14 protein-coding genes are annotated in these 19,038 nt (G+C 37.0%); 2 read left to right on the plus strand and 12 right to left on the minus strand.

The genetic code is table 11. The annotated features are described in order from the left end of the window. Positions 1 to 86: 86 nt before the first annotated feature. The 12 genes from uvrA to A6E06_RS15805 form a co-directional block, all read right to left on the minus strand. A complete protein-coding gene (uvrA, locus tag A6E06_RS15750; RefSeq protein WP_065594151.1) occupies positions 87 to 2,912 on the minus strand; it encodes an excinuclease ABC subunit UvrA in 2,826 nt (941 codons plus the stop codon). 178 nt (positions 2,913 to 3,090) lie between these two features. Then, complete coding sequence (galU, locus tag A6E06_RS15755) at positions 3,091 to 3,960, minus strand: UTP--glucose-1-phosphate uridylyltransferase GalU (protein WP_065594150.1); 870 nt, start codon at positions 3,958 to 3,960, stop codon at positions 3,091 to 3,093. A 135-nt stretch (positions 3,961 to 4,095) separates the two neighbouring features. Next, positions 4,096 to 4,503 carry a hypothetical protein gene (locus A6E06_RS15760; protein ID WP_083190358.1) on the minus strand — a complete coding sequence of 136 codons (408 nt, stop codon included), beginning with the start codon at positions 4,501 to 4,503 and terminating at the stop codon, positions 4,096 to 4,098. Between the two features lie 3 nt (positions 4,504 to 4,506). After that, positions 4,507 to 5,625: a glycosyltransferase family 4 protein gene (locus tag A6E06_RS15765; RefSeq protein ID WP_065594148.1), complete on the minus strand. Its 1,119-nt coding sequence runs from the start codon at positions 5,623 to 5,625 to the stop codon at positions 4,507 to 4,509. A gap of 4 nt (positions 5,626 to 5,629) precedes the next feature. Next, complete coding sequence (locus A6E06_RS15770; RefSeq protein ID WP_065594147.1) at positions 5,630 to 6,835, minus strand: glycosyltransferase family 4 protein; 1,206 nt, start codon at positions 6,833 to 6,835, stop codon at positions 5,630 to 5,632. Next, positions 6,832 to 7,830 carry a glycosyltransferase family 2 protein gene (locus A6E06_RS15775; RefSeq protein ID WP_065594146.1) on the minus strand — a complete coding sequence of 333 codons (999 nt, stop codon included), beginning with the start codon at positions 7,828 to 7,830 and terminating at the stop codon, positions 6,832 to 6,834. The genes A6E06_RS15770 and A6E06_RS15775 overlap by 4 nt, the downstream gene beginning before the upstream one ends. Then, entirely contained in the window at positions 7,823 to 9,202 is a 1,380-nt protein-coding gene (locus tag A6E06_RS15780) for a capsular biosynthesis protein (RefSeq protein ID WP_065594145.1), read from the minus strand. Before A6E06_RS15780 ends, A6E06_RS15775 begins: the two co-directional genes overlap by 8 nt. After that, positions 9,199 to 10,410: a lipopolysaccharide biosynthesis protein gene (locus A6E06_RS15785; RefSeq protein ID WP_065594144.1), complete on the minus strand. Its 1,212-nt coding sequence runs from the start codon at positions 10,408 to 10,410 to the stop codon at positions 9,199 to 9,201. The genes A6E06_RS15780 and A6E06_RS15785 overlap by 4 nt, the downstream gene beginning before the upstream one ends. An 8-nt stretch (positions 10,411 to 10,418) precedes the next feature. Beyond that, positions 10,419 to 12,596, minus strand: a complete 2,178-nt coding sequence (locus A6E06_RS15790; RefSeq protein WP_065594143.1) for an exopolysaccharide transport family protein — start codon at positions 12,594 to 12,596, stop codon at positions 10,419 to 10,421. Positions 12,597 to 12,599: 3 nt separating this feature from the next. After that, positions 12,600 to 13,181: a polysaccharide biosynthesis/export family protein gene (locus tag A6E06_RS15795; RefSeq protein WP_065594142.1), complete on the minus strand. Its 582-nt coding sequence runs from the start codon at positions 13,179 to 13,181 to the stop codon at positions 12,600 to 12,602. After that, the gene (locus A6E06_RS15800) at positions 13,182 to 14,498 is read right to left on the minus strand and encodes an outer membrane beta-barrel protein (RefSeq protein WP_065594141.1); all 1,317 of its coding nucleotides are present in this window, start codon (positions 14,496 to 14,498) and stop codon (positions 13,182 to 13,184) included. Beyond that, entirely contained in the window at positions 14,482 to 15,894 is a 1,413-nt protein-coding gene (locus tag A6E06_RS15805) for an undecaprenyl-phosphate glucose phosphotransferase (RefSeq protein WP_065594140.1), read from the minus strand. Before A6E06_RS15805 ends, A6E06_RS15800 begins: the two co-directional genes overlap by 17 nt. Positions 15,895 to 16,191: 297 nt before the next feature. On the opposite strand from A6E06_RS15805, the gene A6E06_RS15810 reads away from it, so the two are divergent. Next, positions 16,192 to 16,737: a single-stranded DNA-binding protein gene (locus A6E06_RS15810; protein WP_065594139.1), complete on the plus strand. Its 546-nt coding sequence runs from the start codon at positions 16,192 to 16,194 to the stop codon at positions 16,735 to 16,737. A gap of 232 nt (positions 16,738 to 16,969) precedes the next feature. Beyond that, positions 16,970 to 18,949: an RNase E specificity factor CsrD gene (gene csrD, locus A6E06_RS15815; protein ID WP_065594138.1), complete on the plus strand. Its 1,980-nt coding sequence runs from the start codon at positions 16,970 to 16,972 to the stop codon at positions 18,947 to 18,949. The last annotated feature ends 89 nt before the right edge of the window (positions 18,950 to 19,038 follow it).

The following is a 19,038-nucleotide window of genomic DNA, read 5'->3' on the forward strand; positions in this document are numbered from 1 at the left end:
CTTATTACGAGCATGAGAATAAAAGTAAAGCCAACAAAATGCTGGCTTTATTCTATCTGATCCAAGTAATAAAAGGCTTAATTTTATTACTTTAACATCGGTTTTAAGAAGCGTGCCGTATGAGAGCCCTCAACTAATGCAACGTCTTCAGGGGTTCCTGCAGCGATAATCTCACCACCGCCTTGCCCACCTTCTGGTCCTAAGTCGATAATCCAGTCTGCGGTTTTTACGACATCAAGGTTGTGTTCAATAACAACGATGGTATTTCCTCGTTCTCGTAAACGGTGGAGTACATTCAAAAGTTGTTGAATATCGTGAAAATGCAAACCTGTTGTCGGCTCATCTAGAATATAAAGCGTTTTCCCTGTATCTCGCTTTGATAGTTCACGAGCTAGTTTAACCCGTTGAGCTTCACCACCAGATAGTGTCGTCGCAGCTTGCCCTAAACGAATATAAGACAGTCCTACATCCATTAAGGTTTGTAGCTTTCTAGCGATAACAGGTACTGGTTCAAAGAAAGTATGAGCATCTTCAATTGTCATTTGAAGAACTTCATCAATACTCTTGCCTTTGTATTTTACCTCTAGTGTTTCGCGATTATATCGTTTACCTGTACATACATCACATGGCACATAAACATCAGGTAAGAAGTGCATTTCCACCTTGATTACGCCATCACCTTGACATGCTTCACAGCGACCGCCGCGAACGTTAAAGCTAAAGCGACCTGGTTTATAACCACGAGAACGTGATTCAGGTGTACCTGAAAACAGTTCACGAATAGGGGTAAAAATTCCGGTATAAGTTGCAGGGTTTGAACGAGGCGTTCGCCCTATTGGGCTTTGATCTATGTCGATCACTTTATCAAAATGTTCAATGCCTTTGATTTTCTTATATGGCGCAGGCTCTGATGTTGTTGCACCATTTAATTGGGTATGAGCAATTTTAAAGAAAGTATCGTTAATTAACGTCGATTTACCTGAACCTGAAACCCCTGTCACGCAAGTAAACAGGCCGACAGGTAATTTTAATGTGACGTCTTTTAAGTTATTACCTGTTGCTCCAATTAATTCAACCTGTTTTTTAGGATCGGCTTTGATGCGTTCTTTAGGTACTGCGATTTCTTTCGCACCGCTTAAGTATTGACCGGTGAGTGAGTCTGGATTTGAAATAATATCTTGATAGTTACCTTCTGCGACAATATGACCGCCATGAATCCCAGCGCCTGGACCAATATCGATAATATGATCGGCACTTCTTATTGCGTCTTCATCATGTTCAACAACAATAACAGTATTACCAAGATCACGAAGGTGATTAAGGGTTTTTAATAGACGTTCATTATCTCGTTGGTGCAGGCCAATAGAAGGCTCATCAAGAACGTACATAACACCAACTAAACCTGCACCAATTTGACTTGCTAAGCGAATACGCTGCGCTTCGCCACCAGAAAGGGTATCCGCGCTGCGTGATAAGCTAAGGTAATTTAAGCCGACATTAATAAGGAAGTTCAGACGCTCATGAATCTCTTTCATTACCTTATCTGCGATTTGAGCTTTTTGCCCTTTCAGTTCTAGAGAACTAAAAAATGACATTGAGTCTTGAATACTCATTTCACAGATTTCAGGTAATGTTGTATCACCAACAAATACACTACGTGCTTCTAAACGTAAACGCGTACCGTGACAGCTTGAACAAGATTGAGTTGAAATATACTTTGATAGATCATCACGCACAGAGCTTGATTCGGTTTCTTTATAGCGACGGTCAAGCGTATTTAATATTCCTTCAAAAGGGTGGCGCTTAACGCGTAGATCGCCGCGGTCATTGCTGTATTGGAACTCAACTTCTTCCGTACCTGAACCATTAAGAATGATATTTTGGAATTTCTTTGATAGAGATTTAAATGGTGCAAAAAGATCAAATCCATAGTGCTTGGCTAATGAACCTAACATTTGAAAGTAATAATAGTTTTTTTGATCCCAACCTTTAATCGCCCCTTCAGCAATACTGAGCTTATTATCTAAAACAATACGATCAGCATCAAAATACTGCTGAACCCCTAAGCCATCACAAGTACCACAAGCACCTGCTGGGTTGTTGAATGAAAACAGGCGGGGTTCAAGTTCAGACATGCTGTAACCACAATGTGGACACGCAAAATTGGCAGAAAAAATTAGAGGCTCATGATCGGTGTCATCCATATGATCAACAACAGCAATACCACCAGTGAGTTCTAGTGCGGTCTCAAAAGATTCGGCAAGACGTTGTTTTAAATCATCTCGAACTTTAAAGCGATCAACAACGACTTCAATAGTGTGCTTTTTATGAAGTTCTAATGTCGGAGGATCAGAGAGATCACACACTTCACCATCAATACGAGCACGAATAAACCCTTGCGCGGCTAAATTTTCTAACGTTTTAACATGCTCACCTTTACGTTCTTTCACAATAGGTGCTAACAACATCAGCTTTGTGCCTTCAGGCAACTCTAACGCTTTATCAACCATTTGGCTGATGGTTTGTGCTGTTAATTCGACATGATGATCAGGACAGCGAGGTTCGCCAATGCGAGCATATAAAAGACGCAGGTAATCGTAAATTTCAGTAATTGTCCCGACGGTAGAGCGAGGGTTGTGAGATGTTGATTTTTGTTCGATAGAAATCGCAGGAGAAAGGCCTTCAATGTGGTCAACATCGGGCTTTTCCATTAGGGATAAGAATTGACGAGCATAGGCAGATAACGATTCTACATAGCGTCGTTGGCCTTCTGCATATAAAGTATCAAAAGCCAAAGAGGATTTACCTGAACCGGATAACCCCGTAATAACGGTTAGCTTATCTCGTGGGATAGTTAAGCTAATGTCTTTTAGGTTATGGGTTCTTGCACCGCGAACTTCAATTTTATCCATGGAACTCTCACTACTTAAAGAATAACTAGAAGATAAGTATTGCACAGAGTATTAAAACAGCAAAGAGGTACTGGGTAAAAAAACAGTGGTTTTATTAGAGGAGAGATTGAATAGCTGAAATAAAAAACGCCCTGTAATCAATTACAAGGCATTTAGATGGTTAATAAGCAGAAGTATATTATTTTTTACCTGTTTTTTGTTTTGCTAGTTCTGCTGATTTTTTATCTTTTAAATAAACATTTTCATAGCAGTAGTTGGTTGCTTCGATGTAACCCTCAACACTACCACAGTCAAAACGCTTACCTTTGAATTTATACGCTAGAACACAACCAGATTGAGCTTGTTTTAGCAGTGCATCCGTAATTTGGATTTCACCACCTTTACCTGGTTCTGTTGTTTCTAGAATTTCAAAAATATCAGGCGTTAAGATATAGCGACCAATAATTGCAAGGTTGCTTGGCGCAGTGCCTGGCTCTGGTTTTTCAACCATGTTGTCTACACGATATAAATCGTCTTTGATCATTTCACCCGCAATAACGCCGTACTTGTGAGTTTCGTTATCTGGCACTTCTTCAACGGCAACGATAGAGCAACGGAATTGCTTATAAAGAGCAACCATTTGTGAAAGAACACCTTGCTCTTCATTAACGCACAAGTCATCAGCAAGTACGACTGCAAATGGTTCGTCACCTACAAGCTCACGGCCAGTAAGAATAGCATGGCCTAAACCTTTCATTTCACGTTGGCGAATGTAAGTAAAGTGAGCGGCGTCGATCAGTTCACGAACGTCTTCAAGTAATTCTTCTTTATTTGTGCCACTGATTTGGTGCTCTAGTTCGTAGTTTTTATCGAAATGATCCATTAATGAATGCTTACCGCGACCTGTTACTACACAGATACCATCCATGCCAGCATTGATCGCTTCTTCTACACCGTATTCAATTAGAGGTTTATTTACTATTGGCATCATTTCTTTTGGCATAGATTTAGTTGCTGGTAAAAAACGAGTGCCGTAGCCTGCGGCAGGGAAAAGACATTTTTTGATCATTACGAGGTCCTAGAAAACAAGATTAAAATTAGTAAAAACTCATCTGTGAGCATTATTGTTATGAGTGCAGTTTAGCGATTAAGTAAACTGAAATGAAGCGTTTTAGATGAAAAGGGCGTTCGATATCATTATTAATTATGCTATATGTATCAGTTCTTTAAACCAATCCCAAATTCCGAATGAAAAATTAGGAAATATGTCGATCCCGAGTGCTGATTTTATTAAATATAAAGTAACAACCGCTAGAGAAAATAGGCTCAGTACACCTAGTGCTATTAGCAATGTCATTATAAAGACAGCAAAAGGAGACTCATTTCTTAATTGTTGTCTAAAATCACGACCTAGCAAGAAAACGAAGAAGTAACGTTTATTGAATATAGAAATGCTTTTTCGAATATCGACTTTATTATTCGAGCCAAGTCCTGTTGCTATGATTGCTCGTTCTATCGATTTTTGTTGCTCACTCGTGAGTTCACTTGTTGTTGTTTCATCAAGAGATGCATAGAACTGAGCGATTAAACGTTGTTGTTTTTTATTCATTATTAATTAGCTCTTTTCTAAAGCAGTTTGGTTATAAACAGACATGGTTTGTTTCGCTATTTTTTCCCAATCATAATAATCAAGATAGTGACTATAATTCACTTTTTCACTATTCATTTCCGCATGTTGTGACAGTTTTGAGGTTAACGCTTCAATGTTACCAACAGGGAAGTAACTTTCGGATGAGAGTTTAACCTCTAAGTTAGCAGGAATATTACTTACAATAGTAGGTAATGAATAAGACATCGCTTCTAATAAGGCAATAGGTAAACCTTCATGATATGAAGGCATTACAAACACTTTTGCTTGAGAGAAGAGGGCTTGTAATTGCTCTCCTTTCAAGAAACCCGTCATAATGACGCCATCGACTTTACTCGCTTGTTCTTTTAGTTTTTCGCTGTAAGGCGTAGGGTGATCTGTATCGCCCATGATAACTAAAGGAATGGATAGGTTAGCCTTTTCATAAGCGTTAACTAAATCATGAAATCCTTTTTCTTCCACTAAGCGACCAACAGCGACAAAATAATTGTTTGCGGTGAGAGAATATTCGGATAGTGCATTCCCTATTTTATCTTGAGTTAATGGTTTTGGTAGTTTTACGCCATTATAAATAAGGTGTGCATCATGACGATGGTACTTGTCTTTGATAATATCATTGATAACTTCTGATATTACAATGACTTCAGAGGCGTAAGTAACTGCTAACTTTTCACCTAATAGTAAGATTTTCTTTGCAAAAGCGCCCCATTTTTGACGGTCATAGTCAGGGCCATGATGAGTAAAAATGACTTTTTTCCCTAATACCCGCAATAAAGGAACAACAAGACCCGGACCAATAGCATGGACATGAACAATGTCTGATTTATCGAACAGTGTTGAAAAAGAGGCTAAGGTTGAGTGAATAATTGCTTCCAAAGATTTCTTCTTTGGCGCCCAAACGGTTTTTGTTGTTACGCCTTGGTAACTTGATATTTTATAATCAACATAAGGAGATCGAGCTATTACACAAATATTATTATGAAACAGTTTATGGATTTCAGGATATAGGTGCTGGCAGTGTGTCTCTACACCACCAAGAACATTTGGGATCCCACGAGTACCAATAACGGTAATATTATTTGTCATCTTGTTATCCTTTTAAAAGCGCTTGATATAAATTTAATAAATCAGTTTTATGTTTTGTCAGTGTGTACTTACTCAGGAAGCGCGCTCTTGAATTTTTGCCCATTTCATTGGTTGCCTCTGGGTTTTCTATTAATGAATCTAATTTCTCAGCAAGCGCTGTAGCATTGCCAGCTTCAAATAAATAGCCATCAATACCATCTCTAATTTGTTCGGGTATTCCACCAATTTTAGAACCAATAACAGGTTTACCGTAAGACATGGCTTCAATCACAGACATTGAACAGTTTTCATAACACTCTGATGGAACGATAATCGCTTTTGCTTCTTTTATGAGGGTTAGTAATTCGTTTCCACTTTTAAAACCAAGTAAATCAACTGTTGGGTAGCTTTCTTTTAATTGGTTAAAAACAGGACCATCGCCAACAATTTTTAATCCTGATTTTTGGGTCATTAATTGGTGCGCTTTAGCGAGAGTTGGAACGCCTTTCTCTTGGCTTAGTCTACCTAAATAAAGAAAGTAACCTTTATCTGTTGTCCCTTCTAAAGATACATTCTCATCAATACCATTAACGATTACGTCTACTCGGTTGTTTGGTAGTTTTTCTTGAATGAATCGCCCTAAAAAACGACTTGGAGATACGATAGCATCAAGTTGTTGATAGTTTTTACTGACTTGTTGATAGAGTGCTTCCACTGACAATAAAACACTTTTGATTAACGATCCTTCTTGGCAACGGTATTTCGTCGCATTCCAAACAGAACCATGAACACAGGCTTCACAGGTGTGTCCATCACGATACATTGTGTAGCTTGGGCAGGCTATTTTTGTGTCGTGAGCAGTAAGCACTGTTTTACAACCAAATTGTTTCGCCACTTTAATGATGGAAGGAGTGAGTTGATGATAAATATTATGAAAGTGCACCAAATCAGGATTTTCTTGTTTCAACAGAGCTTTGAATTTCTCACATGCTTGGGAGTTATGAATAAAGTTAACAGCCGTATCAATTTTATTTTTAATGGTTTGTTCTTGATAGTAGTCGACATTGTCTACAAAAAAATCTGCGTATTTTGAATCTATGTTTTTCTCATGTTTCATCGAGAACTCAACGATCTCGACCCCTTCAGAAAGCAGCATGTCTCGTTCTTGAAAATAAACGGTTTCAGCGCCACCTTTCATAAAGAAAAATTTATTAACTAATAGAACTTTCATTTTTTACCCTCGTTAATAATTTTATGTTGTGGGGGCTGTTTCGGATCGTTAAGGGGTAAAAATAGCCCTCTAATTAAGCCCGCAGAGAAAATGGATAAATTAAATACGCTGTGCAGTGCCGCTTTTATTGACCTGTTTTTAATTGTTTTTAACACAATAAATGCCAATAAAGGTAACGTTACACTAATGATTAGAGTTGTGTTCAGGGTAAATAAAGTACTTATCAGCAGTATTAAATAAAGAGTGAAAATAGCTTCGTTTTTGATGGTATTTAATGCTTTTTTGAACAGAGGAGTGCCAAATGAACCTTTAAGTAGTTCACCTGAAGCAAATAGATACCCACCTTTCCATCGGTGTTTCATTAATGCGAATGAAGACATCGTATATGAAGTGTGAGAGAAATAAGGAACATCTAAACGATGGAGCTTATACCCCGCTAAGGTTAAGCGCATACCTAATTCAGACTCTTCATAAGCATGTAAATTGCGATTAGTTAAATAACCAATTTCATCAATGGCACTTTTTCGATATAAGCCACCACCGCCTAAGTGGGAGCAATCTCCCAATGGATAAATCTGATTTATACGTTGTTTGCGAGACTTAAATTCATAGCTATCAACATCATCCATTTCGACAACGCCAGCAACGCCTGCATAGTCAGGGTTATCAATTAAAAACGAAACCCCATGTTCAATGAAGCCAGGCTCTAGCTCCATATCACCATCAAGTAACAATAAGAAATCTCCCTCACTGTGTAAGTAACCTAATTGGTGGCCAACACCGCAACAACGTTCTTGCGGATTAGTTAGGGAGACAACAGTAACCCCCATTTCTGATGCAATGGTTTGAGTTGCATCAGTTGATAAGCTATCGGCAACAATAATTTTATGAGGGTATTTCCCCATGTGCTGTTGAATACTGGTGATGGTTTTTGCGATGCCATCTTCTTCATTATAGGTTTTGATAATGACTGAAATAAAAGGAGAGCTAGTCATGATTCGCTGCCGCCGTAATTAGGGATTTTCGGATCACTAGGCTTGAACCTAATGATAGGTAAAAAAGAAATTGAAGCATGGGAACTAGCATCAAAATTTGACTGTATGGAAGACTTAATAAACAAGCAATTGCAAAGGCATTAAATGCCGGAGGGTAACTCATTAATCTTATGTCTTCTTGTGTTAGGCCATCTCGGTGAAATAGAGGGGCCGGTTTGCAGACCTTGAGAATATACATTGTCATTGAAATGAAAAATAATGTCCCAATGATACCTAATTCCCATAAAAGAACACTGAGGGCGGTAGAATCAATAATGACATTAAAAATGAGGTTCAAAAAACCAGGAGAAACAGCACTGCCGTGATTTGTTGTGTTTAAGCCATAACCAAATAACATACTTGGTAATCCATAAAGATCATTATTTTCTAACCAGAAAAAAATGGTCGTCATTCGGCCTAATTCGCCAGATGGCATAATGTAGTGAGGGTCGAAAATATACTCTAGTGAGCCAATGAAAATATCTAATGGACTTTGGCTTGGATCACTCCCAAAAGCCGATGAATAAGAAAGAGAGAGTAATAATATGGCAATAGCGATAAGGAAAAACATGCCAGTGATGATGGCTAAAATAATTTTAATATCGTAGCTTTTCATGCCTTTTATGTAGCTAGGTGCGAGCCATACATAAGCGAGTAAGATAGGAGATACTAAAATAACAAATTTCACTTCACCTACGATACAAAGAGTAAAGGCGGCTCCAATGTGTAAGATGGTGGATTTTATTGTACATAAACCATGTTTATACTCAGAGAGTTTAAGTAACATGATCAGTAAACAAAAAAGCCCCATTGCTGCAGTATTTCCCCCTCCCATAGGATCCCCACCAAAAGTCCCAACGACGGAGTCCCACTTTTCAAATTCACCATGAGCCGCGACTCGCTTAGGTAAAATGACCAAGATTTGAAATAAGACAACAGGGAATTGAGCGTAAAAGATCCAGTAAAGCGTTTTTGTCACTCGATATATCTGAGACTCTCGGCAAAATCGTAATAACAAACAAAATAGGATTAAAGAGAGAGCTAGCTCATTTTTTAAGCCGACTATGGTGATAGTTACCCCATTTTGTAGAAAAGTACTAATCACGGCTTGAGTGAAAAAACCAATGAACAAGAGAAGTATAATAATTTCTTTATGATCAAGATCGAGAGGAGTATATCGAGTTTGTAAAAAGAGTAATCCTGTCATCGTAAAGGCGAGCAAGAAGGGCAACCATAAAACGGCTGAAATACCTGTAAAATATTGAGTAATACCACAAAGCACAAGGCTGATAACTGCATATAACTGTAGAAATAAACCAGTATTTAACGTCATGATTTTTTATTTTCCTGTGCTAATCGATGTGCTCTTTGGTTTACTTTTCTGTAAATAAAGCTGTAACGAACAAATGATAGAATTGAAAATAAAAGAACAGAATAAGCATAATCGCTATGAAAATAAGGAAATACGACAAAAGCGATCGTAATGACAAACAACTGTTCAATTTGAATGCGAAGGAAATATTTTGGTGAACCAAAAACCAGTTCAATCACAGTCAGAGGGCATATAGCAAGTGCTGGGAATAAATAAGGCAACATATAACGAGACATGGGAACTGAGTTTAACCATTCATCACTAAAACCAAATTGCATGACTAATGGATAGAAGATGAGTACGCCTGACGTGGCGATAAGTCCTAGAATTAACAACATCAAGCGAACTTTTTTAAACTCTTGAAAGTTAAATGTATTATGACGAAAATCAATAGACCATTTAGAGAATATAGAGTTTCTAACGGCATTACCCACAATCGTTACGGGGGCTAAACAGAAACGATTTACTACGGCAAAATACCCCGCGATTAATGGTGAAAACCAAAAGTTAATTAAGAGCGTTGGTAGATTGTTGTTTGCCATCGCTAAAACTTCAGCACTTCCTATTCCACTAAGGTGAATGCGATTGTCTTTCATAAATTGCAGATTGTTTACGAGAGAGAAATGAGAAAGACGGATCTTTGAAATAGAAATAGAATGGAATAGCCAAGCAGAGATAAGAAGAAACAGTCCAGTAGCCCAGCTTAGATAAAATTGCTCTGTGGTTGGAGTGAAAAATACAGCAGCAATAACGAGTAAAGAAATCGAAATCCGCTGGAATGCCAAGAGACGAATGTTTTCGACTCTAAGTAGCAAGTTTTCAGAAACTAAAATCCAAGCATGAGAAAGCGTTAGAACATAAAGCAAAATGCCATTTAATTCAAAAAACTGAGTCATCACAAAACCATAAGGCAGAGCGAGAATTAGGCTTTGCAATAATGAAAAAATAATATTTTGAGTTACTTTTTCTTCACTTTGTTTGGGTAAAAGTAATTGAGAAGCAAAGGTACAAACTTGTGCCCCAATTAAAACAATGCTGTATACCAAAGCATAAGTTCCCACTTGTGCCATATCGTATTTATGGGAAATTAGCCAAATAGAGATAGCCCCGATTACTTGAGAAAGAATCGATGCACCAGCAATAGTTGAAATACTTTTAAGTAAGCTCATCCGTAAACCTAACTTAATAAATCGTCGTATTGGTGTGTTAGTTGTTGCTGAGCTTCTTTTGTTTCTAATTCATCATCAGCGACATGGTTTAATATCGCGCCAATGATCGGGGTTTGCTGTTGAGTGATCTTCTCTATGTTGGTTAGAATACTATTTGCGCTTAATGTGCCTGCTTTAATGGTATAAATAACCCCTGATAAGTAACGAGCAATTAACTGTGTGTCTTTACTTTCTGAGAGAGCAGGTAAATGAACAATAATTTGTTCAAATTGTTGACTTACTTCTTTCAGTTTTAGCTCAAGAGCTGGAGAAGATAAAGTCAGTAATGGAGTAGAGGTTAATGTTCCACGCGGTAAGAGTGATAAATTATCGTCTAATCGGATAATGCAGTCATTGAGAGGATGATTTTGTTCAAGAACTTCAGCCATTCCCATAACGGTTAATGTAGGTAACACTTCAGCGACGTCGTTCTCTACTTTTGATGAGCTTAGATCATCTTCTGAAGGCTGTGCCATTAATATATCTTCCGTTAAAGATATTTCTTTTCTAAAGTCCAAATCTATTAATAATGTTGAACGGTCTTGCGATAAAGAGTGAGCGAGAAGGTAGCTACTTAACTCATTACTTTCATTAGAATCCGTGGATAGTAGCCCAATCGTAGGCCAAGATTTTTCATCTAATAAAATACTTGTTCTAATAGAATGAACCGTTTCGCCAGAGTAAGGGTTAGCAAAAAATCCTTTTGAAAATAGAGGTAGGTCTTCAATATAATTGAATGGACGTAATTCCCCTATAGGAGCTAAACCTAAACGAGTCTTTAGTTGTGTTATATTGTTTATTGATTTATTTAACGCGGACTTTATTATAATAAACAATATATTAAGTATAAGTGTCATCATGAAAACCATAATGATAAATAAAGGTTTATTTGGTTTGTTTGGCTTGTTTGGTATGGTTGCAGGGTTTAATAACGTCGCTGTTGGTTCTCGATACTGGGCGGTTAATTCTTGCTCCTTACTGCGCGAAAATATTTTTTCATACAACTCTTGCGTCTTATCTAAATCCGCCTTCATTGTATTATAAGTGTCTTTTTTTGCTGCTAATTTTGTAAAGTTCTTTTTTTGTTCATTGAGTAAGGTTTTGTATTTATTCTCACGTTCGATTGACGCTTGGTATTCTTTATATAATCCGGTTTTAAGCTCTTTTAATAGCGAAGTAGTTTGCAATTCGATAGCATTAATTTGAGCGTTTGCTTCTAAAATCAGTGGATTTTTAGGACCATATTTTTTTTGTAGATCAAATAAACTACGCTTTGCTTGAATAAGAGCGATACGTAAATCTTGCAGTTGAGCGTGGTTAGAAATAGAAGGTAAAGTAGCAACGTCATTAAGAGGATAACCAAGTGCTTCACTGACTGTATTATAATTGGCTTTGGCGGCGATTCTTTTTTCTTTCGCTGTGGCTAGGCGGTCATTAACTAATGCTAATTGCTCCGTTTCAAAACCATCAATTCCTTGGTAGGTTAATAGGCCATTTTCGCTAAGGAATTTATCTATATTTGCTTTTTGTTGTTTGATTTGTTTTTTTAGCTCTTTCATGCGAATTGCATTCCAGCCTTGAGCTTGCTTGGTTTTTTCTACTTTACGCTCTTCTTCTAATTGAATATAAGCTTCAACCACGGCATTTGCTACTTCAGCTGACATTTTAGGTGACGTTGACTCATAAGAGATGTTAACCAGTTGGCTAAATCGAACTGGAGAGACGGAAAGCTTTTTACTGATTATTGTTGCTATTTGTTGAATATGTTCTTCTTCTGAGATTGATTTATTTTTCTCTTTTATTGAAAATAATGGGTCGTTTTGTAGATCTAACCTTCGGACGACAGAAGCTATCACTTGCTTGGATTGTATTATTTCAGTTTGAGTTGGATAGTATTCTGCTTGAGTTGCGTCAAAGTCTTCTACTTGATCTATCGGTGTTGAGTTATCCGATTTTGCCTTTAATACGAGCGTTGCAGTTGCAGAATATTCAGGCGTTATTGAATAAATTAATGGAAAGGCAACTAAAGTGACGCCAAGCACCACAAACAGGATGCGCAGTCGATATTTTCTAAGGTCTTTTGTAAGCTTAGAAAAGTCGATTGTACTTTCTAGTGTTTTTCCATTTTCTATAATTGATTGTGCCATAATTTAGAAAAAACTCTGTTCAATAATAACTACATCACCCGGACCTACAGGATAGGTTGGACCCACATCTTCAATTAATTCATTTGTTGCAGCTAAACGAATATTTATACCGTCTCTATCTGACCTATCAGTAAAACCTCCGGCCATAGCAATTGCTTGTTCTATCGTTAAACCTGGTTGAAATTCATAACCATTAGGATTGGCAACTTCGCCACTGATAAAGAATTTCCTAAACTCTTCTATACTAACGGTAACGAGTGGTTTAACTATGTAACCATCTTCGAGCTTGAGTTCAATTTCTTTTTCAACTTGCGCTGGTGTTCTTCCTATGAGTTGAATATCACCAATATAAGGAAAATTAACAAATCCACCTTGGTGGATTTTTAAACGCACACTCATTTCTTTTTCTTTAAATACAGATATGTTAATACTATCCCCTGCACCTAAGACATAACCTAATTTATCTTTTGGTATCATGTTCTCTGATGTTTGGTTTTCTGTATTAGTGGTTAACGGTGCATCTGATGCATAGGCGTGAGAGGGGACAGAGATGAATAAGAAAAAAGATATAAAGAGAAATTTCATCTAAATTTGTACCTTAGTTGTAAACATAATAATGGACTTATCGTAGCCTAATGTTTGGATTATTGTCTCTGCTGAATCGTTAATTGTGAAATCATCGAATTCTTTATCTGAGTCATTAATCAACTGTTGATAGCTTAGTTCTAATATAATTGACGGTCTAAATTTATATATTAATTTTGCTGTCGCATCTGTTGTCGTCGTTTTTTTACCATCATTTTGTTCTTTATCTTCACTTATTTCGTAATTAAAGCCGAGTTCACTTGAAAGCCTATTAGACCACCAAAAATGTACCCAACGTGTCCCATATTTGGTATTTAAAACGTATCCCCCGACTTCTGTTGGGTCTTCTACACTTTGGTCTGTAAATAAGTGAAAGGTGGAGTGTCTTACTGGGCTCCAAGCTACATCAATATCCCAATTTAACCCTCCAAAATCTTGAGCATCGGATTGATTCGGAAAGGTTTTGTACAACCATGCGATATTGGCATCAATCGTGGTTTTTCCTGTCTGTTGGGTTTTTATTCCTGCGACAAAAAAGGTTTCATTCGTATTTTTCTGCTCATCTTCTTTGTAATCACGTAAGTTACTTATGATTGAGTAACGAAATCGAGTACGGCTTGAGGCTTGATTAAATAGCTCGATGGTAAATGTTTTCTGATCCCAGTTTTGATCTTTTATATACTGGTTGAAGTTATTTACATGGAAATCATTGCTGTTTCGATCATCATAACGAAGTTCTTTATATTGGGCAGCAAAGCTTAATTTTCCTATGCTGTCTTGTTTATCGATGCTGTACCTAAATTCAGTATTAAACATATTTGTTTTTAGTACGTCATCAATACCGTAGGTTTGAAATTGGTCAGCTGTTAAACCATCGGTAAGACCTTCACCTCTATTTTCGTGACCTAACGTATTTTCTATTGTAAATAAAAGGTCATTATTAACGCCTTTCTTCCAAGCACCGATAAATCTTATTGTGTGGTCATCGTAATTATCAGAGGTACTTTTTTCTTGTTCTTGGTATTGCCGATAATCACCAGAATATTGAAGCGTATAAACATCTGCGCCGCGAACCCCTTCTAATTGAATGAAAGGTTTTACATTGAAAAAATCAGATTCAATATTCGTTTTTTTTTCAGATTGAAAATTCACATTGTCATCATAACCATAGTCAATACCTACATTGCTTTGAAACTCAATACCTGCAGGACCAATATGAGGCTTTGGCGTTAAATCGGCGTAAGCAGAATGACTCTGTAAAAGTAAACAGATCAATATTAGGTTAGATATGAGTATAGATTTAGTATGCAGTATCACTTACAAAACCTTTAAATACGGTTAGGAATATAATTTTAATATCCAAGGGTAGTGTCCAGTTTTGTAGATATTTAATATCATACTCAACTCGTTTTTCCATTTTATCTAAAGTATCAGTCTCCCCACGATACCCATTTATTTGAGCTAATCCTGTGATCCCAGGTTTAATTTTATGCCTTACCATATAATTATCGACTAAGACTCGGTATTCCTCATTGTGGGCAACGGCATGGGGCCTAGGTCCTACAATAGACATACTTCCTTGTAATACATTAATAAATTGAGGAAGTTCATCTAATGAGGTACGACGAATAAAATTACCAAAACGGGTGACTCGTGGATCATTTTTTGTCGCTTGAGTTACGATTTCTGAGTTTTCCATTACTTTCATCGAACGGAATTTCCATACTTTAATTTTTTTCCCGCCTAAACCGTAACGATCTTGTTTAAATAGAATGGGGCCAGGTGAACTCAGCTTTACGCCTAAAGCGACGACACAAAGTACAGGTAAAATTAATAAGGTAATGAGAGATCCAATAACAATATCTTCTATGCGTTTTGTTAGTGCTCCTAAGCCTTCAAAGGGTGAACTAAATATACTAAATGTATGAACGTTACCAATTCGAGCTATCTGCGAGACGCTTAGTTTATAAGTGTATAAATCAGGAACAATATAAGCATCAACGGTAGAGTTAGATAATTGAAGTATTGCGTCTTTAATTCTGTCTTTTGCCACCATAGGAAGGGCAATGTAGACATCATCAATTGCACCCGTTTTAACTTTATCTATAACGACAGATACAGTTCCAATATATGGGCTTTTGGCGACATAGCTGAAACGTTCATTTGAACGGTCATCATAAAATTCGATGTTTATCTTCTGTTTTTTATATTTTTCTATGAGTGCTTTTTCAATAGAAAGACCTGCGGGCGTTAATCCGATAATAGCGATATTTCTGATCTTAATATTAGGAAAGACAAGGGCTTGATATAAAAATAGGAACAGCATACGAGCGAGAGAAAGAATAACGAACGTAAGAAGATACAATTGAAAGTAAATACTAGGAGATAAGTTATTTATTTCTATCCCGTCTAGACCTAGAAGTCGTAACTTAAGCATTGAATAAATAGCAACAGCGAGGCTTAGAGATACGATTGACTTTAAAAGGTATGTTACGAGATTTTTTTTTGTGTCAATGACATATAACCCTAAATACTCACTGATAAGTAGGTAGACAGTTGAAAACAATAAGCCTGCAGACAGGTCTATTGCAGTTTCTGTAAAGCCATGGAATGAAAGTATGAAAGTAAGAATCATATTTATTGCAATAAAATCAAATACTTTTATTAAAGTGCGATAGCTGTTATTCATCACTTGTAGATTTTGTTGTTTCATATTACTCCAAGTACTTTAGGTTAGTTTCAGGATTATATGGGACACAAAGATACGTTACGTTAAATTGGTGTCAAAAAAATGACATTACATGCAGATGATATCTCATTTATATGACTTGTTTGTATTTTTTAAAGAGGTAACTCGTGAGGTGTACAACAAAGCTCATTCTATTTTAGGATGTAATGGAGAGGATACCAAGTTTGGGCTATCAGGAATAACGATGAACGTGTTAGACTGAGTGTTAATTTCTATAAATTAGGTGAGACGAACGCTCACCTCTAATCTCTGGAGCAAACTATGGCCAGCCGTGGTATTAATAAAGTTATTCTTGTTGGTAACTTAGGGCAAGATCCTGAAATCCGTTACATGCCAAGTGGCGGTGCGGTAGCGAACATTACAATTGCAACGTCTGAATCATGGCGTGACAAAGCAACCGGCGAACAACGTGAAAAAACAGAATGGCACCGTGTGTCACTGTTTGGCAAGTTAGCTGAAGTTGCGGGTGAATACCTACGTAAAGGTTCTCAAGTTTACGTTGAAGGTCAACTTCAAACTCGTAAATGGCAAGACCAAAGTGGTCAAGATCGTTTTACAACAGAAGTGGTTGTTCAAGGCTTCAATGGTGTAATGCAAATGCTTGGTGGCCGTAGTCAAGGTGCTCCTGCTGGTGGTCAACAACAGCAACAGCAGCAACAAGGTAATTGGGGTCAACCTCAACAACCTGCGCAGCAAAATAACTTTGCACCGCAACAGCAACAAGCACCGCAACAACAAGCGCCACAAGCACCTCAACCTCAATATAATGAACCGCCAATGGATTTTGATGACGACATTCCGTTCTAGATCTTGCCTTTTTTAAAGGTTAAAGCGTTATATTTATAAAAGAAACCTCGAATTATCGAGGTTTTTTTATATATATCTTGATGTAAATACCGTTGCTAACTGAGGGCGTTGTATCGAGATATGAGGAAATATTTGTATTATATCTAATGCGTATTTAGAGATGGTTCTAAATTTTATATTTAAGATTGTGCGATGATTTACAATCTATTTTCTTCAAGGAAAGAAGAGTTTGATGAGAAAAACACCGAGCTTACGTTTAAGTAATCGCCTTATTTCATTCGTTACTTTAATGGTTTCTGCCGCTATATTTGTCTTGTTGATTGGTGGTGCAATTTCTTTTAAACAGATAGGTAATGAGTACCTTGAGCATTATCTTACAGGGATAGTTAATGTTGTTGATGAAGATCTGCTGCATCCAGAAGAAGCGGAATCAATGGGAAAGTGGTTACCTAAATTATTAAAAGCGAGCAGTGTCGTTAGTATGGAGTTATCCTCTCCTTCCGGGCTTGTTTATTCATTTCAAACATCGTCGATAATGCCTGATGATAACCTGTTATACCAAAAGACATTGCCTCTTCAAATAAACAAAGGTTATTCAATTACGTTTAAATCGATCCCTCCTTATAGTGCTTTTACATACTCTTTAGGTGCATTGTTTTCAATTACATCAGCGATTGCGGTCATCATCGTTTCATTGTTATGGGGTGTGGTTTGGTTAAGAAAACAACTGTATGGTTCTGAATTATTAGAAGAACGCGGACGAATGCTACTCGCTGGGAGATTGGATGATTATTCAGTAGGTAGTGAAGAAGAGTGGCCAGCAACAGCGAGTTTAGCTTTAGATTCAATTATTTCAGAATTGAAAGATGCACGTAAAGAAAGAAGTCGTTTTGATACATTCATACGTACACATACTTTTTTAGATAAGCTAACTGGTTCGGCTAATCGTGTATTGTTTGACAGTAAATTAGAATCAACGCTACAAGAATCACAAAGCCAAGGCGTTCTTTTACTGCTAAGAATTAATGGTTGGGAGGAGTTGGTTGAAGCAAAAGGCAAAGCGGTGAGTGATGAGTTAATTGTTGAGATTGGAAAACAATTAAATAATCTTATCCAACGCTACAGTGATAGTGTTCTTTCTCGTTATTATCATTCTGATTTTGCTTTGCTTATTCCTCAGCAATCATTAAAAGAAGCGAAAATAATAGCGGCTCAATGTTTAAAAATAATAGATAAAATAACACCCCCGAAGTATTTAGATAATGACAACTGGTGCCATATTGGCGTGAGTATGTATGTTAATGGAGAGCGACGAGGACGATTAATGGATGAGTTAGACATGGCTCATCGCAGTGCTCTGCTACAGAACAACAATAGTTGGTCGTTGTTTAAAAAACAGCAACAACTTACTGAAAGTTTAGGTAGTGTACGTTGGAGAACATTATTTGACGCTATTTTTGAACAAGAACAATTATTACTTTATAAACAACCGATGTTTTTATTTAAAGGGAGTGAATTAGCCCCGCTTCATTTAGAAATATTCTCACGCATTAGAGATGAAAATGGAGTGCAAATAAAGGCTTCTCGTTTCTTACCTGCAATTAAGCAAGTGGGTTATCAAATAAAACTAGACAGTGCAGTACTAAAACAGGTATTTCCGTTATTAAGTGATCCTGATTTTTCTGAGCATATGTTTTCAGTGCATCTACAGGTTAAGAGCCTGCAAAATTCAGGGTTTATTCGACAGTTAAAAAATCGCTTATTACAAACACCTAGATATCAGCTTAAGCGACTTAGCTTTGAATTAGTTGAGGGGCAAGTCGTCACGTATTTAGATGCTGTTAGGCCAATAGCCAAATTACTAAAAAGTTTTGGTTGTCAATTGGTAGTAGAGCAGGCGGGAAGAACAATAGTAAGTACGCATTACATTAAAGATTTAAATGTTGATTACATTAAGCTTCATCGTAGTTTAATGAAAGATATTCACCAACGTTATGAAAATCAATTATTTGTACGTAGCCTTTTAGGTGCATGTGAAAACACAGGAGCCGAAGTTCTCGCTGTTGGTGTTGAAAACAAAAAAGAATTGAAATTATTAAAAGAATTAGGGGTAGGGGGTGTTCAGGGGCGAATGTTTGAGGCAGAAACGGCTTTATTTAATCGTCAAGAAAAAATATCGATCCCTAAGAGAAGAAACCGTTGGAGTAAGTAAGGTGTATCTCATTTAATAGATAATCCCATACCGGTAAAGAACAGAATGTTGTATTATTGTTTACGGCGTACCTCTTTTGGAGAGGATTG

This window comes from Aliivibrio sp. 1S175, assembly GCF_001690985.1.
In the GTDB taxonomy this organism is placed as follows: Bacteria; Pseudomonadota; Gammaproteobacteria; order Enterobacterales; family Vibrionaceae; genus Aliivibrio.

Excerpts from the sequence above, each read along its gene's own strand:
- uvrA (WP_065594151.1), bottom strand. The coding sequence starts at position 2,912 with ATGGATAAAATTGAAGTTCGCGGTGCAAGAACCCATAACCTAAAAGAC.
- galU (WP_065594150.1), bottom strand. The coding sequence starts at position 3,960 with ATGATCAAAAAATGTCTTTTCCCTGCCGCAGGCTACGGCACTCGTTTT.
- A6E06_RS15765 (WP_065594148.1), bottom strand. The coding sequence starts at position 5,625 with ATGACAAATAATATTACCGTTATTGGTACTCGTGGGATCCCAAATGTT.
- A6E06_RS15770 (WP_065594147.1), bottom strand. The coding sequence starts at position 6,835 with ATGAAAGTTCTATTAGTTAATAAATTTTTCTTTATGAAAGGTGGCGCT.
- A6E06_RS15775 (WP_065594146.1), bottom strand. The coding sequence starts at position 7,830 with ATGACTAGCTCTCCTTTTATTTCAGTCATTATCAAAACCTATAATGAA.
- A6E06_RS15780 (WP_065594145.1), bottom strand. The coding sequence starts at position 9,202 with ATGACGTTAAATACTGGTTTATTTCTACAGTTATATGCAGTTATCAGC.
- A6E06_RS15785 (WP_065594144.1), bottom strand. The coding sequence starts at position 10,410 with ATGAGCTTACTTAAAAGTATTTCAACTATTGCTGGTGCATCGATTCTT.
- A6E06_RS15790 (WP_065594143.1), bottom strand. The coding sequence starts at position 12,596 with ATGGCACAATCAATTATAGAAAATGGAAAAACACTAGAAAGTACAATC.
- A6E06_RS15795 (WP_065594142.1), bottom strand. The coding sequence starts at position 13,181 with ATGAAATTTCTCTTTATATCTTTTTTCTTATTCATCTCTGTCCCCTCT.
- A6E06_RS15805 (WP_065594140.1), bottom strand. The coding sequence starts at position 15,894 with ATGAAACAACAAAATCTACAAGTGATGAATAACAGCTATCGCACTTTA.
- A6E06_RS15810 (WP_065594139.1), top strand. The coding sequence starts at position 16,192 with ATGGCCAGCCGTGGTATTAATAAAGTTATTCTTGTTGGTAACTTAGGG.
- csrD (WP_065594138.1), top strand. The coding sequence starts at position 16,970 with ATGAGAAAAACACCGAGCTTACGTTTAAGTAATCGCCTTATTTCATTC.